Below are 15,170 nucleotides of genomic sequence, written 5' to 3' on the forward strand. Positions count from 1 at the left end.
CGAAGCATTATGTGGGTTACGGCACGCCTGTGGGCGGGCTGAACTGTGCGCCCTCCGCAATGGGAAGGCATGAGATTTTCGCCTGGTGCCTGCCAGTGTTTGAGGAAGCCTTTGTGAAGGGCGGCGCCTGGAACGCCATGTGCTCCTATAATTCCATAGACGGGCAGCCTGTGTCCTCCGACAGGGAGCTTCTGACGGAGGTGCTGCGGGGAAAATTCAGCATGCCGGGCTTTGTGCGTTCCGATATGACCGCCGTTTCCAGACTGTACGACTGGCATTTTACCGCGCCTGATAAAACGGACGCCATCCGCCAGGGGCTGGAGGCAGGCGTGGATCTGCAGTTGTATGATTTTACCCATGAGGAATGGGCGGATGGGATACGGAGTCTGGTTGAAAGCGGCAGGATGTCGGAGGAGGTGCTGAATACCTCATGCAGACGGGTGTTGGGGCTGAAGTTTGCACTGGGGCTGTTTGAGAAGCCTTATGTGGAGGAAGGTCTGTATGAAAAGACGGCGAACTGCAGGGAACATCAGGAAACTGCACTGGAGATTGCAAGGAAGGGGATCTGTCTTCTGAAAAATGAGAACGGGCTGCTTCCGTTGTCCCGGGATTTGAAAACGATTGCCGTGGTGGGACCGGGAGCGGATGAGCCGACATTGGGCGATTATTGTGTAAATTATAACAGGGAGCATATAGTGACGGTACTGGACGGCATCCGGCAGTTGGCAGGGGAAAAGACGGAAATCCTGTACGAAAAGGGCTGCAGCTACCTGGGGGAAAAGACGGTGCCCTTTCATCCGGGCTGGTTTTTAAGCGAAGACGGGAAGCCCGGCCTGACAGGCCGGTATTACAACGGCTGGGAGCCTGGCGGAGAACCGGTAGTTACCAGGGTGGATCCGATGATCCAGTTCAACTGGATTTATGCAAAGCCTCATCCGCATCTGGATGCCAGCTGTTTTTCCGTGGTTTGGACGGGGACGCTGAAGGCGCCGGAAAGCTTTACCGGATGCCTTGGACTGTCCGGACAGGACAGCATGCGGCTATATGTGGACGGCAGGCTTCTTATCGATGGCTGGGGAGCGGGGAAGGACAGCGGCCGCATGGTAGATTTTGTGTTTACGGCGGGAGCGGAGTATGATATCCGCCTGGAGTTTTGCAATGACGCCAGAGGAGCCAGGGTTATCCTGGGATATCACCGGGGACATGAGGACATGTCTGCGGCATTGGAGGCGGCACGAAAAGCGGAGGTTGTGATAGCCTGTCTTGGAGGCTGTGTGGAGACCTGCGGGGAAAACCTGGATCGGTCGGATTTGAGGCTGCCGGGCAGGCAGCTGGAATTCCTGAAGAAAATTGCGGCCGTGGGAAAGCCGGTGGTACTTCTTTTACAAAACGGCAGGCCGCTTTCCTTGTCCTGGGAGCAGGAAAATATCCCCGCAATAGTGGAAGCTTGGTATCCCGGAGAAAAAGGCGGCAGGGCTGTTGCGGAGATACTTTTCGGTCTGACCACGCCCTCCGGCAGGCTTCCCATGTCATTCCCCAAAACCGTAGGGCAGGTGCCCTGTCATTACAACCGTCTGCCGGGTGGTGGAAAACGGTATGTGGAGATGGACTGGGAGCCTCTTTATCCTTTCGGATACGGACTGACCTATACCACCTTTTCCTACCGGGATCTGGAAATTGAAGACGGTGGCCTGCGGGCGGGAGAAATAGAGGCAGGCGCCTTCGTCACGGTATCCTTTACGGTGACCAATACGGGAAAGGTATTTGGGGAGGAGACGGCTCAGGTCTATGTACGTGACATGTGGTCGAGTACCGTCAAGCCGGTGAAGGAGCTGGCAGGCTTTGAAAAAACGGCGCTGATGCCAGGAGAGAGCAAAAGGGTGCGTATCTGCCTGGGAACACGTCAGCTGCGGACACTGGATATGAAGTATGAGTGGCATGTGGAGCCGGGAGAGTTTGAGCTTATGGTGGGGGACAATGCTGCCAATGTGCTTTTGGACGGAAGGTTTGTTATCAGGGACTGATGCCGGGGAATAAAGGAAGGGTCGGGAAAACGCAGATTCATGCTGGTTTCCCGGCTCTTTTTATTCCCGTGAGCAACGAGCCAAGCAGCCATGCTTGCATGGATATTTGGCGACTGCCGCGAGGGTCAAATACCCTGCTTGCAGCGGGGTATTTGATTTTTTTCCATAATCAGGTTTAATGTATTTTAGGGGAAAATTTACTGTGGGGGATCCTCAGCTTCATACAGGACGGTGCTGTCCGCCAGGGCCGCCGCTTCAGATTCGGTGAGCGGGGCCTGTGTGGACACGGAGCAGGTGTAGCCGTCTCGGGACCACAGGAGGAGGGACCAGGTGCTGCCGTCACCCTTCAGTGTCAGCTGTCCCCAGGGCCGTTCCAGGATCTGTGTCTGCGTATACTGGTTATAATCGCCGCTGATGTCATCTCCCGGGGCATTCTTCTGTTCTGTGATGCGGTAGGTGAGCTGTGAGCCGTTTTTTTCATATATAAGCTGTGCCATCTCTCCATTCAGGATGGAGCAGGAACGGAGGGTATAGCCCTCTGGAAGCTGTGCCGGCAGAGAAAGCGGAAATGGCAGGGCATCCGCCAGGGAGGACGTGTCCGGGTATTCCACGATGGGGGAAGCTATTTGGACCGGTGGCTGTTGGGACTGTCCCGGGGGAAAGCCGGTTTTCAGGCGGGGAAACAAGAACAGGGTGATGACAGCCAGGGCAAAGCAGGCGGCCAGGGCGGCGGGAATGGGAAAACGCCGGGGGAAAGGGTGCTGACGGTGTATCTGCGGAACCGGGGCGGTGCGCGAAGCTCTGATTTTTTCCAGAATGCGCTGTTCCATGTCCGGTGTCATTTGAATGTATTCTTCAGCCTGCTGATATTTATTCTTCAAAATCATACGCCTCCTTTAACTGTTTTTTCAACATGCCGCGCGCGCGGAAGAGAAGGGAGCGCACGGTGGATTCCTTTGCGCCGGTCAGAGCGGCAATCCGGGCGGCAGTCATTTCTTCCTGGTAGTAAAGGTGGATAACCTCCCGGTATTTTATGGGAAGTGTGGATACCGCTTCCCAGACAAAGGAAAGGTCTTCGGGCATGGCGCGGGTGAGAGATTCGGGAAGCTCCTCGCAGCTGCGGCGTCTGTTGGCCTTCAGGCGGTTTTTGCTCAGGTTGATGGCCACCCGGAAGAGCCAGGCCTTTTCATGCTCCGGGCTTTCAAAGGACGGGGCGGAGGAGAAAAGGCGGAGCATGGTTTCCTGAAGGATATCTTCGGCGTCCGGCAGGTTATGGAGATAGGACAGCGCCAGACGGAGGATGGGGGAACCATAGCGGTGCAGGGCCTCCTCGGGGGAGAGGGGAGGGCAGGAGCGGGAAGGCTGGGAAATCAGAGAGGCCTGGCTGGCATGCGAGGCATAGCTGGTTTTTGGGCCCTGGCTGATTTCGGTGACCCGGCTGGTTTTGGAGGCCTTGTTTTTTGGCAGATGGTGGAGAATTCTGGCGGCCCGCTCTGATGATGACGGGGACACGGCGGCCTCCGGAGAGGGAGAAAGGTCCGCATCCTTTTTAATAAAGCGGCAAAGCCTGTACAGGATAAAACGCAGTTGTCCGCAGGCAAGCAGGTACAGAGGGGATTGGTTCTGCCACGGTCCGGCTGCGGTCCGACTTATGGAACTGCCGTAATTCATAATGTGACTCCTCCTTTCATACGGCGCAGAATGCTTCAGGCGATGCTTTCCACCAGTTCCTGCAGTTCATTTTCGGTGATGCCGTCTGTGGCGGTCAGGCTGTAGGTATAGCCGTCCGCTTCCCAGACCGCATTGTAAATCAGTTCTCCGGCACCGCTGCAGGTGAGTGTATTTTCACCCGCTTCCAGTGTTTTTGTGAATTCATAGGAGTTATAATCTCCGCTGATATTGCCGGAGCCTTTTCCTATGCGGTAGGTGATGGTCTTTTCCCCATATTCGTATCTTATCTGGACAAAGGCCGGATCGGAGGAAGAAACGGCGGCAATGGCGGCGGTTTCATAGCCGTCCGGTATATCGGAGGGCACGGCGGCGGTAAAGCCCAGAATTTCATTTGCGTCCTCTATGGAGGCGCAGGGGACAAAGGGGTTGGGAAGCTGCGCTGAGCCGGCTTCCTTTGGTGCGGTGGAAACGCCGCAGGCGGTAAGGATACCAAGGGATACAAGGGACAGGGCAGTGATAATGCATAGGCTTAGTTTTTTCATATCGGATTCTCCTTCATGCGTTTTTATGTTTCTGCTTTATATACAACCGGGAGAGGGAAAACGTTGCATGAAAATATAAAATTTTTTAATTAATTATATGCCAGGGGGCGGGGATGTCAAGCGTGAGGGCTCCAGAAGGGCTTAAAGCGGTTGGTTGATCATCACTTTAGTAGTAGTGGCGTGGCAGGAATTACAATGTTATAATTGCTCTAAAGTGCGGTGTAATATGTTACATGGGCTTTGGCAGGGTTTACTTAAGGGAATATCACGCATGAGGGGGAAAAGGCATGGATAAAGCAAGTACGGGAAAAAACGGTACAGATAATGACAATAAGGATAAAACAGGCGGCAGGCAGGCGTTGCGGAAGCTTCTTAAGAATGCAAAGGTACATTTTATGCAGCTTGGGCTGAAAAGGAAAACAGTTATTTTTGTTATGAGCACGTTTATCGGCGCCGTCCTTTTTACTTCCTTTATATTTGGCGTGATTTACAGCAATACCTGGAAACGTACGGTCATTAACCACGTTAAAAGTATTGAGTCGGAAAAAGAAGACGGAATCAGAAGCTATTTTGAAAATATGGATAACCTGGCTTATAATATCTGCTACAGTAACTGGATGCAGGATATTTTCAAGAAAAGCGTTTCTGTTGTGCGAAGGCAGGAGATGGAGGAAAATGCCAGAGATTTTTTGGGGAGCCTCAGTACCCTGTATGAAGGAAATCAGTTTGCAGTGATTGCGTTAAACGGTACAAGAGTCACAGGAACCGACAGCTACCGTTTAGATTATGATGTGGACATTAGGGAGAAGCCATGGTATGAGGAACTGCTTCTGAATGGAAAATATGTGGAGGCCAGAGAGGGGGAAGATAAAGGAATTTACAGAAATCATCCGGAATGGAATATGACGATTTATTATGTTGTCCACGATTATAATACCCTGGAGCTTACGGGCTTCATGGTAATTACGGTTCCGCTGGAAAATATAAAAAAGCTGCTGGAAAACGGTTATGAGGGAACCTGGCTTGCATTGGAGGAAAAAGACGGCAGCAGTATTTGCTCTAATCTGCCGGGAGAGCTGGATACAGGAGAAAAACGGGAGGAAAGTGAGCAGATCGTAAAGCTGGAAAACAGGTACTATATGTCCAGGAAAATGCTGAATACGGAATTTTTCCAATGGATACTGATTACCGTATCGGATGAGAATTATCAGAAGGTAAATAATCCTATGGTGCTCCTTGTTTTTGTGGGCATGCTTGGATTTGTGGGCTGCCTGTTGATCCTGGTGGCATTAGCCGTATCCCGATATCTGACAAAACCGATTCTGAACTGCGCAGGAGCCATGTTGGAGATTAGAAATAATCATATCGGGATTCAAATCAAAAACACATATATGGATGAAATCGGGGAGCTTATCGATGGCTTTAATGAAATGTCGGGGTCTATTTATTCACTGATCGAAAAAAACAAGATGATCAGCGCCCTTCAGAAGGACGCAGAAATCAAGATGCTGGAACGGCAGATCAATCCGCATTTCCTGTTTAATACGCTGGAGATTATCAATAGCCTGATACTGAGCAAGAAAGAAAAAAAAGCGGTGAAGGTATGTGAAACGCTGGGACAGCTCTATCGCTATAATTTAAAACAGAACAAATGGATTACGCTGAAGGAGGAACTGGAATATACAAAGCAGTACCTGCTGATTATGAAGTATAAAATCAATGATTTTTCCTACTTTGACGATGTGGATGAAAGATTAATGGAAGCGCCGTTTATGAAAGCAATCCTGCAGCCGCTTGTGGAAAATTCCATTAAGCACGGCTTTCAGAGAAAGAATCAGGAGTGCTGTATTTCCATTATAATACATCTGAAAAATGAGAAAATACATATCGAAGTGATGGACAATGGAAGCGGCATGGAGGCTGTACAGCAGCAGCTTCTGAGCGAAGAGATACAGAATATTTATGAACATCCCATGAAACGTCTTCCGGAAACGGGGCATGTAGGAATTAAGAATGTGGTACAGCGGCTCTATTTGGAATATGGGGATGCCTTTGACGTTAAGATTATTTCCAATGCCGGTTATGGAACCAGAATTGAAATGGAAATACCGCTGGAGAGAGCGGGTGGTGAGGAGGAAGTATATGTATAAAATATGTATTGCAGATGATGAAAAATATGTACAGAAATCCATTGCCCAGAGAATAGAAAGCAGCGGTATGGAGATTGAAGTGGCAGGTACGGCAGGCAACGGGATGGAGGCGCTTTTACTGTATGAGAAAATGAGGCCGGATATTTTTTTCGTGGATATTAATATGCCTGTTATCAATGGGCTGGATTTCATAGAAAGGATTCGAAGACAGTATCCGGAAGCCCACACCCGTTTTATCATTATCAGCGGCTATGATGATTTTGCTTATATGAAAAAGGCGATTCAGCTGGGGGTAATTAATTATATTAAAAAGCCGATACTGCAGCAGGAATTCAGTGATATGCTCTGGGATGTTTTCAGACAGCTGGAGGAGGATAAAGAAAAAGAGGATAAGAAGGAGGAGAATATATGCTCCTGGACGGATTTTCTGCATGCGGATGGGCAGAAAAAGCCGGAAGGGACCTTCCTTCTGATACGGGGAAAGAAAATCGGAGGGAATGCGGCGGAGATTCTCAGGGAGATTGAGATGGCTGACCGGGGAATGCACTGTACTGCCATACGTTTTTTCGGTGTACAGGATATCCTTCTGTTGTTAATGGAAGGAAAGTACTGTACCGGGAGGGAGCTTGAAATGCTTGCTGGCAAGGACTGTTTCGCCGGAGCATCCCAAATCGTGTACCATATGGGAAAATGCGGTAATCCGGAGGAACTGGCGGGTCAGTTTGAAGATATGCTGAATATCCGTTTTTACCATCCTGAATACAGGCTGATGAAACTGAAAAGCATGCCATGTGAGCGGCCGGCCGTCAGCTATGAGGCATTTGATGCTGCGCTGGACTGTACCAGGGAAGATAAATATACAGAGTGTCTGGAAGAGATCCTGAAGCCGTTATTTGAAGAGGAAAAATACTGTGGTCTTATTAAACAGGTTTACCAGGCTCTTATTCTGATTATCGCGAATAAATATACCAAGTATGATATTCAGCTTCCCGGAGAACTGCGGCAGGAGCTTTTTCCTTTTGCATCGGCCGTCTGTGAAAGCCGGAGAGAGATGCTTGGCCTGCTTGGGGACTATTCCTTACAGCTGAACCGGAAGATTGAGAAGATAGTTTCCCGAAGTGAACTGGTTGATAAGGTGATACAGTATCTGGTTCAGCATTACAGAGAGGATATCAATCTGAGTGAACTGGCAGGTGAATTTTTTGTCGTGCCCACCTATCTTGCAAAGAAGTTCAAAGAAAAGAAAAACTGTACGGTAATGCAGTATCTTGAGAATATAAGGCTGAAGAAAGCAAGGGAGCTTCTGGACACGTCATCTCTGAGCATATCGGAGATTTCCCAGATGACAGGCTATAACGATCCCAACTATTTTGCACGAAGCTTTAAAAAGGTATATGAAATATCTCCGAGAGAATACAGAAATTCCATCGGAGCAGAACATGAATAAAGCAGGCAGGCGTACGGGAAAAGAACCTTCGTTTTTCCCGGTACACCTGCTTTTTTTACCAGAGATGCAGGTCCGGCACCAATAATCAGATGTTGTCGGGCTGATTTTATAAATAAAAATGGAAAAAATTGTGCTAGTGGAATGATAACTTTGTACTAGATTTGAACTGTGAAAATAAATATTATATACATATCAACCAAACAAAAAGGTTAGATAGAAAGGGGAAGGCAAAGTATGAAGAAAAAGTTATTGGCATTATTGGTGGGGATTTGTATGGTATGTACAACTATTGGCTGCGGCAGCAGTACAGGTACTGCAGGAGGTGTTGAAAGTGCGGCAGCCGGTGGCACAGATGCGGCGGCAGATGCCGGACAGGCAGATATCCAGGCGGATAAAAGCTCTTCCGGCAAAAAGAAAACAGTGACCTTTTATATGTGGGCGGCAGATGCGGAACAGGAATTTGACAAAGCGATTGTGGCTCAGTATGAAAAAGAACATCCGGATATTGATATCGAAGAAAATTACATACCCTATGCTGAATATCTGAGCAAAATAAATACAATGGCTGCGGCAGGAAGCATGCCTGATATTTTTAATCTTCCTGAAGGGAATGTTTTTGAGTGGGGAGAAAAGGGTGCGTTGCTGGATTTAAAACCGCTGTATGATGCGGCAGGAGTAAAGCCTTCCGACGTATCTGTGGATTCTGCTATTTTTGCTACGGATGAAAATGTATGGTCAGTGGGATATAATGTAACGACGATGTGCATGTATTATAACAAGGAGCTGCTGGAGCAGAACGGTATTGAACTTCCTTCCACCGATGCATCAAAGCCCTGGTCCTGGGAGGAATTTGTGGAAAATGCGAAGAAGATAACCAAGGATGCCAATGGGAACGGGCCGGAGGATGCAGGCTTTGATCCGGACAATATCATGGTATACGGAACAATGATGCCGACGGACTGGACAAAATACATAGCTTTGCTGCACACAAATGATGCGGGTATTTTGAATGAGGACGGTTCGGCGCTCAGTATCAGCAGTGATGCGGGTATCGAGGTCATCCAGTCAATTGCCGACCTTGGAAATGTAATCCACTGCGCACCTTCCAGCGCTATGGCAAAAGGGGCCTTTTCCGATGCATCAGCCATGCTCATGAACGGTCAGGTGGCAATGGTGATTGACGGCGGCTGGGCGCTGGCAAATTATACGAACGAAGGATTTGACGTAGGCGTAGCCCCGATTCCCGCATTTAAGCATCCTGCGGATATCAGTTGGACGGCAGGCCTATGTATGTCTCCCAATGCGGCGGATAATAAAGAAGCTTTTGATTTCTATCAGTATTTTACCAACTTCATGAATTCCATTCAGGCTGCGCTGGATCAGGGGGTATCACTGGGCGGGCTCCCTCATACCCTGGAGGTATTTGACAGTGGGGAAAATGAGAAGAAGTGGGTTTCAACCTACACAAAGGTAGATGCGACGCAAATGTGCGAGGCCTTTAAAAATATTTTGCAGGCAGACACTACTGTACTGGGAGATAATGTCAGAGTAAAGAATTTCCCTGTCATTGTGGATAATACTATCGTACCGGCACTTGATAATGTATGGCTGGGCGAGGTTTCAGCCAAAGAAGCATTGGAAGCGCTTGACTTATCAGACAGTATTGACGGCTATTGGAAATAAATAAGGAAAAAGGAAGGGCGCCTGGCTCTAAGGGGTGGGTGCCCTTTTTTTACCCGAATATAAGTGAAGGCAGGAGGCCAGTAAGCATGAAGGTAAAAAAAAGTATGTCATTAAAGGAAAAAACGCAGCTGAAATGGGGATATTTCTTTATTGCTCCTGCGATAATCGGCCTGGTATGTTTTAATTTCGGCCCAATGCTGTTCAGTATGTGGATCAGCTTTACCAAATGGGATGTTATCACTGCACAGGAGTTTATCGGGATTCAAAACTACAGGAATCTTTTCAGGGATCCTCTCGTTATCAAGTCATTACAGGTAACCGCTTATTATACTTTGTTAAGTGTGCCTCTGGTGACCTGTATACCGCTGCTTATTGCCATGCTGCTAAACACGAAGGTGAAGGGACTGTCCGTTTTCCGGACGATTTTTTATATCCCGTCCATTGTGCCCGTTGTGGCAAGCTCTGCGATATGGATGTATATCTACAATCCCATGTATGGCCTGCTTAACAGTATAATCAAAGCATTCGGGGGGCATACGCATAATTTCATTTTCAGCCCGAAGGAGGTAATACCGTCCTTGTCTGTTATGGCGGTATGGGCGGCGGGAAATACGGTAGTTATTTACCTGGCAGGGCTTCAGGGCGTCTCAAGACAGCTTTACGAGGCCGCTGAAATTGACGGCGCAGGCGCATTTGCAAAATTCAGGAATATTACAATACCAATGATGACTCCGATTATTTTTTATAATTTTGTTATGGCGATTATCGGTTCCATGCAGACCTTTACCCAGTCCTATATCATGACGGACGGAGGGCCCTCCAATGCAAGCCTTTTCTATTCCCTGCTTGTGTACCGGACTGCCTTTAAACAGTCTGCGATGGGATATTCGGCGGCGATGTCCTGGATTTTATTCGTGATTATCGCCCTGCTGACAACGATTGTATTCAAAACCTCGGACAAATGGGTTATTTATGAGAATGGAGACTGATTATGAAGAAGAAAAACAGAGGGAAAATTATTTCCTACCTATTGCTGGCGGCCATATCCATTTTAATGCTTTTCCCGTTTTTCTGGATGGTACGCAGTTCATTTATGACAAACAGGGAAATTATGACGGTGCCGATACAATGGCTGCCCAGCCATTACAATCTGGATAATTTCAGGGATGCCTTTGCGCGGGCGCCTTTTTCCAGATATTTCGTGAACTCGGGTATCATTGTACTGATTAATATGATTGGCAGCATACTCAGCGCAAGCTTTATCGCCTTTGGTTTTTCCAGGCTCCGTTTTACAGGAAAAAATTTCTGGTTTGCCCTGCTGCTTTCCACAATGATGATACCGCAGACCGTTCTGATGATACCTCAGTTTCTCATATGGCAGGCAGTCGGCGCTTATAATACCTTTGTCCCTCTTACACTGCCCTGCTTTTTCGGAAGCGCATTCAATGTTTTTCTGGTCAGGCAGTTTTATGCGGGAATTCCCAAGGAATATGATGAAGCGGCTCTGGTGGACGGCGCTAATTATTTTGTTATCTACCTGCGTATTATTGTTCCAATGGCAAAGCCGGTTTTATGCACAGTGGGAGTCTTTACCTTTATGAATACCTGGAATGACTTCATGGGGCCTTTGCTTTATCTGGATAAGGAAAATCTGAAGACGGTTTCTCTGGCGCTGCAGAATTTTATGGGTCAGCATAACAGTGAATGGAATCTTATGATGGCATTGTCTTCGGTGATAACGCTGCCTATGATTGTTGTGTACTTTATGGCACAGAGATATTTTATTGAAGGGATTACCTTTTCAGGCTTGAAGGGGTAAGAGAGAGAAAGTATGATGGAGAAAAGGTAACTGCGGGAATAGGATTCAGTTACCATAACAAAAAGAGGGAAAAAAGAAAGGAGCAGGGGTATGCAGTTAAATTTACAGGAGGTGCCTTTCAGTATGAGAGGCAGCTATATGGCGGTTTCATATCATGAAAAAAATTTCAGGGGTTCAGGAATGGCAGAAGGGCTTTATCTGAGAACTGTCCATGGGGATGCCGGGACGCCGTTTGTGGCGCGTCTGCAGACCTTGAATGACGGGGAGGAGTGTCCCTGCAGGATAGAGGCGCAGCCGGAAAAGGTAACTCTGTCTACGCAAAAAGGTGAAGTGTTTCTGGCCTATGAGGATGCGGATACGCTTCTCATAAGCGGAAGGGGAGACGGTGTCGGAATCAGACTGGACTTTCTTCCGGGAGGTGCTTTTGACTTTATCCAGCCGGTGCTGTCCGGGGAAGAAACCTGGTATCTGGCCAATTGTTTTAAATGCCACTCACGTTATATGCTTTTTAACCAGTCGGGACAGGTAAAGCTTTCCCAGGAATGGAAGGTGAGTAATTCTGAATACTGCTGTTTTGATGTGGAAGCAGAAGACGGTGAATTCCTGCTGGTGATGGAGGAAATAAAGGACACCTGGATAAACAGGAAAGAAAAATTTGATTTAGACAGCAGCGCTGAAAAAGCTTATGCTGATTTTCAGGCCTTTTATCACTCCATGCCATCGGTGCCGGGCAGATTTGCAGAGGCGGGGGAGATGGCTGCCTATGTTAACTGGAGCAGTATTGTGAATAAATGCGGCTTCCTGAAAAGAGATGCCATGTTTATGTCGAAAAACTGGATGTGCAACGTATGGAGCTGGGACCACTGCTTTAATGCGCTGGCTCTTGCCTATCACGAGCCGCAGGAAGCCTGGAATCAGTTTATGATCATGTTTGATCATCAGAGTGAAAGCGGCAGAATACCCGACAGCATCAATGATTCCATAATTATAGATAATTACTGTAAACCGCCGATCCACGGCTGGACACTGCGCAAGCTCAGGAAGCTCATGAGGCTTGACAGAAACCAGCTGGAGGAAGCTTATGAGAAGCTGGGGAAATGGACACAATGGTGGCTGAATTACAGAGATCAGGATGGGGATGGTCTTTGTGAATATACCCACGGAAATGATTCCGGGTGGGATAATTCAACGGCGTTCCGTTTTCTTCCTCCGGTTACCCTTCCGGATCTGGCAGCTTTTCTGGTTATCCAGATGGAGGAGCTTGGAGAAATTGCGGAACTGATCGGCCGCAAGAGCGACAGCCTCCTGTGGAAGGAACGCGCAGAACGGATGCTTGGTAAAATGCTGGAGAAGCTTTTCCGGGACAACAGACCGCTGGCGATTCAGACCGTTACAGGGAAAGTGACAGAAAATGAAAGTCTGATATTGTATCTTCCGATTGTTCTGGGAGGGAGACTGCCGGCCGGGGTTCGTTCCTATTTGATAGAACAGCTGAAGAGCGTCAGATTTTATACGGAGCATGGCCTGGCGACAGAGAGTCCGTCCAGCAGCCTTTATGAATCCGACGGTTATTGGCGCGGGCCCATTTGGGCGCCGAGTACCATGCTGCTGGCGGACGGCCTGTGGGAATGCGGGGAAAAGGAATTCGTCAGGGATATCACGGAACGATTCTGCAGAAACGTGAGCAGAAGCGGATGTGCGGAGAATTTTGATGCATTGACAGGCGCAGGACTGAGAGATCGGGCATATACCTGGACGGCCAGCGTTATGCTTGTTATGGCTCATGAGTATCTGAAGGAGGAATAAGTCAATGGAATTAAGGTTCAGGATCGAGGCGGACGGCAGCCTGACTGTCAGCAGTGAAAAAGAAGTTTTCCTTAAAAATGTTTATCCGGGTATCGACGGACATTCCGTCCGGGCGCTTCGGGTACGCAGGGAAGAAGCGGGAATCATATGGGAAACCGCAGAAGGCAGCATTGTTTGCCATGTGGATAAACAGGATAAGAACTGCTTTGAGCTGCAGTTTTCCCTTGTGGATTACTTGCAGTCCATTCATACCTTCCAGTTTTTTTACCAGGCGGATACGGATGCGGAGGGCTTCTACCAGGCAGCGGAAGGAATGGGGCATGATACGGGATATTATGGAAGGAAAAGCCTGTTGGAAAAGGAAAGGCTGACAGGCTTTGGGCTGTGCGCCCTTCAGTTCAGCGGCTGTGCGCTGACCATCTATCCCACCTCACAGAAGCATTATGAAACTATATGTGAAATGGAAGGCTGCCGCCTTGAGCGATATACTGACGGCAGCAGAAGAAACAGCCAGGAGATGGTACTGCATCTTTCCTGCGGCGCCAGAATGGAAAATGTAAACCGGAAAAACGTGGATTTTGCGCCGCTGAAATTCCTGATGACAGAGTCCCTGGAAGCGGGGCTGGAAAAGGCTGCGGAGGAAATCGGGCGCAATATGTCTGCCCGGCTTTTCATGCCGCCTGCCTACCATTGGTGTTCCTGGTACTATTGCTATCAAAACTTTGATCAACTGCAGCTGACGGAGTATCTGAATGGTCTTGCCGGAATGGAAAAACGGCCGGATATTAAATATTTTCAGCTGGATGTGGGGTACTGTACCTCCATTGGAGACTGGCTGGAACCCAGCGAACGGTTTCCTAAAGGACTGAAGGCAGCCTTTGATGAAATTCGTGCTGCAGGATTTGTCCCGGGAATCTGGGTCGGCGCCTTTATGGCAGGAAACAGAAGCCGGCTTTACAGGGAGCATCCGGACTGGATTCTGTATGATACGGAGGATAAGCCGGTCAGACCCTGGATAACTGATAATGAGCCAAAGCCCTGGGGATATCAGGATGAGGAGTATTATTGTCTGGATACCTCCCATCCCGAGGCGATGGCCTATATGAAAAATGTATTTGAAACACTTCACAGCTGGGGCGCGGAAATGTTTAAAACAGATTTCATGCTCTGGGGGCTGCAGGACAGCAGCCGGGTAAAAAGACACACGCCGGGGAAAACCTCTGTGGAATACTTCAGAGAATATCTGCAGGTGATCAGAGAAGCCATTGGAGAAGAAAGCTATTGGCTGGGCTGTATTGCCCCCTTCCTGCCGTTTGTGGGTTATGCGGATGGCATGCGCATAGGCGGGGATGTGGGATCAAGCTGGGACGGGGAGTTTGGTCCGCAGAATATGATGCGCTGCCTTGTGGGAAACCATTTTACCAATCACCACTATTATCAGACGGACCCGGATGCTGTCATGCTTCGTGATTTTCAAATCCGTCTTACAGAACGTGAAATACACAGCCTTGCCCTGCTGGCGGCAATTTCAGGCAGCTGTATTTATACCTCGGATCCCCTGCACCGGATTGCGGAGGAGAGGGCTGCGCTTTTCCGTTTCATAGAACCGGATAAAAGAAGGAAGCCATCCCTGCCTTTTCTGGCAGAAGAACGTCCTGAAATTGTCATGGTACACAAAGAAGGCGCAAAGGGACTGCTGTTCATTTTGAATAAAACAGAGGATTATCTCAGAGAAACATATAGTCCGGAAGAACTGGACTTTGATCCATCCTGGAATATTTTTTCCTTTCAGACAGGGGAAAGGGAAGTGTTGTGGAAAAAGCAGCTTGTTGTCAGTATCCCGCCCCATGGCTGCCGGCTGTTCCTTCTCTCCGCTGATAAGCAGGTTACGTTGGATTATGAAAGGCTGTGGAATAATCTGAAGGCAGATATTTAGTAAAATTGGAACTGTTCACGCCCGATTTGGTAACAGTTCAGCCTTTGGCTGAACTGTTACCTGACTTGTGCTGTTACAAAAAATTAATTTCA

11 protein-coding genes are annotated in these 15,170 nt (G+C 48.5%); 8 read left to right on the forward strand and 3 right to left on the reverse strand.

The features are described from left to right. On the forward strand, positions 1 to 2,024 hold a 2,024-nt coding region (locus tag HMPREF1548_RS17680; RefSeq protein WP_021637768.1), incomplete at its 5' end, for a glycoside hydrolase family 3 C-terminal domain-containing protein. Positions 2,025 to 2,221: 197 nt separating this feature from the next. On the opposite strand, the gene HMPREF1548_RS17690 is transcribed toward HMPREF1548_RS17680, so the two are convergent. The 3 genes from HMPREF1548_RS17690 to HMPREF1548_RS17700 are packed head-to-tail and all read right to left on the reverse strand — an operon-like array spanning position 2,222 to position 4,237. Beyond that, positions 2,222 to 2,905, reverse strand: coding sequence for a hypothetical protein (locus HMPREF1548_RS17690; RefSeq protein WP_157065705.1), 684 nt, complete (start codon positions 2,903 to 2,905; stop codon positions 2,222 to 2,224). Continuing rightward, positions 2,895 to 3,695, reverse strand: a complete 801-nt coding sequence (locus tag HMPREF1548_RS29100; RefSeq protein WP_083493011.1) for an RNA polymerase sigma factor — start codon at positions 3,693 to 3,695, stop codon at positions 2,895 to 2,897. Before HMPREF1548_RS29100 ends, HMPREF1548_RS17690 begins: the two co-directional genes overlap by 11 nt. Before the next feature lie 35 nt (positions 3,696 to 3,730). Further along, positions 3,731 to 4,237, reverse strand: coding sequence for a DUF4367 domain-containing protein (locus HMPREF1548_RS17700; protein WP_021637773.1), 507 nt, complete (start codon positions 4,235 to 4,237; stop codon positions 3,731 to 3,733). A 287-nt stretch (positions 4,238 to 4,524) separates the two neighbouring features. Between HMPREF1548_RS17700 and HMPREF1548_RS17705 the strand changes: the two genes are divergently transcribed. The 7 genes from HMPREF1548_RS17705 (at position 4,525) to HMPREF1548_RS17735 (ending at position 15,078) form a co-directional block, all read left to right on the forward strand. Further along, a complete protein-coding gene (locus HMPREF1548_RS17705; protein ID WP_021637774.1) occupies positions 4,525 to 6,387 on the forward strand; it encodes a cache domain-containing sensor histidine kinase in 1,863 nt (620 codons plus the stop codon). After that, entirely contained in the window at positions 6,380 to 7,834 is a 1,455-nt protein-coding gene (locus HMPREF1548_RS17710; RefSeq protein ID WP_021637775.1) for a response regulator transcription factor, read from the forward strand. Before HMPREF1548_RS17705 ends, HMPREF1548_RS17710 begins: the two co-directional genes overlap by 8 nt. Before the next feature lie 234 nt (positions 7,835 to 8,068). Further along, complete coding sequence (locus tag HMPREF1548_RS17715) at positions 8,069 to 9,517, forward strand: ABC transporter substrate-binding protein (RefSeq protein ID WP_021637776.1); 1,449 nt, start codon at positions 8,069 to 8,071, stop codon at positions 9,515 to 9,517. An 86-nt stretch (positions 9,518 to 9,603) separates the two neighbouring features. Further along, positions 9,604 to 10,506 carry a carbohydrate ABC transporter permease gene (locus HMPREF1548_RS17720; RefSeq protein ID WP_035322728.1) on the forward strand — a complete coding sequence of 301 codons (903 nt, stop codon included), beginning with the start codon at positions 9,604 to 9,606 and terminating at the stop codon, positions 10,504 to 10,506. 2 nt (positions 10,507 to 10,508) lie between these two features. Continuing rightward, entirely contained in the window at positions 10,509 to 11,336 is an 828-nt protein-coding gene (locus HMPREF1548_RS17725) for a carbohydrate ABC transporter permease (protein WP_021637778.1), read from the forward strand. A 90-nt stretch (positions 11,337 to 11,426) separates the two neighbouring features. Beyond that, on the forward strand, positions 11,427 to 13,142 hold the full coding sequence (locus tag HMPREF1548_RS17730; RefSeq protein WP_021637779.1) for an amylo-alpha-1,6-glucosidase: 1,716 nt from the start codon (positions 11,427 to 11,429) through the stop codon (positions 13,140 to 13,142). A gap of 4 nt (positions 13,143 to 13,146) precedes the next feature. After that, complete coding sequence (locus tag HMPREF1548_RS17735; RefSeq protein ID WP_021637780.1) at positions 13,147 to 15,078, forward strand: glycoside hydrolase family 36 protein; 1,932 nt, start codon at positions 13,147 to 13,149, stop codon at positions 15,076 to 15,078. The last annotated feature ends 92 nt before the right edge of the window (positions 15,079 to 15,170 follow it).

Origin of the sequence: Clostridium sp. KLE 1755 (assembly GCF_000466465.2) — a bacterium.
Taxonomy (GTDB): Bacteria; Bacillota; Clostridia; order Lachnospirales; family Lachnospiraceae; genus Eisenbergiella; species Eisenbergiella porci.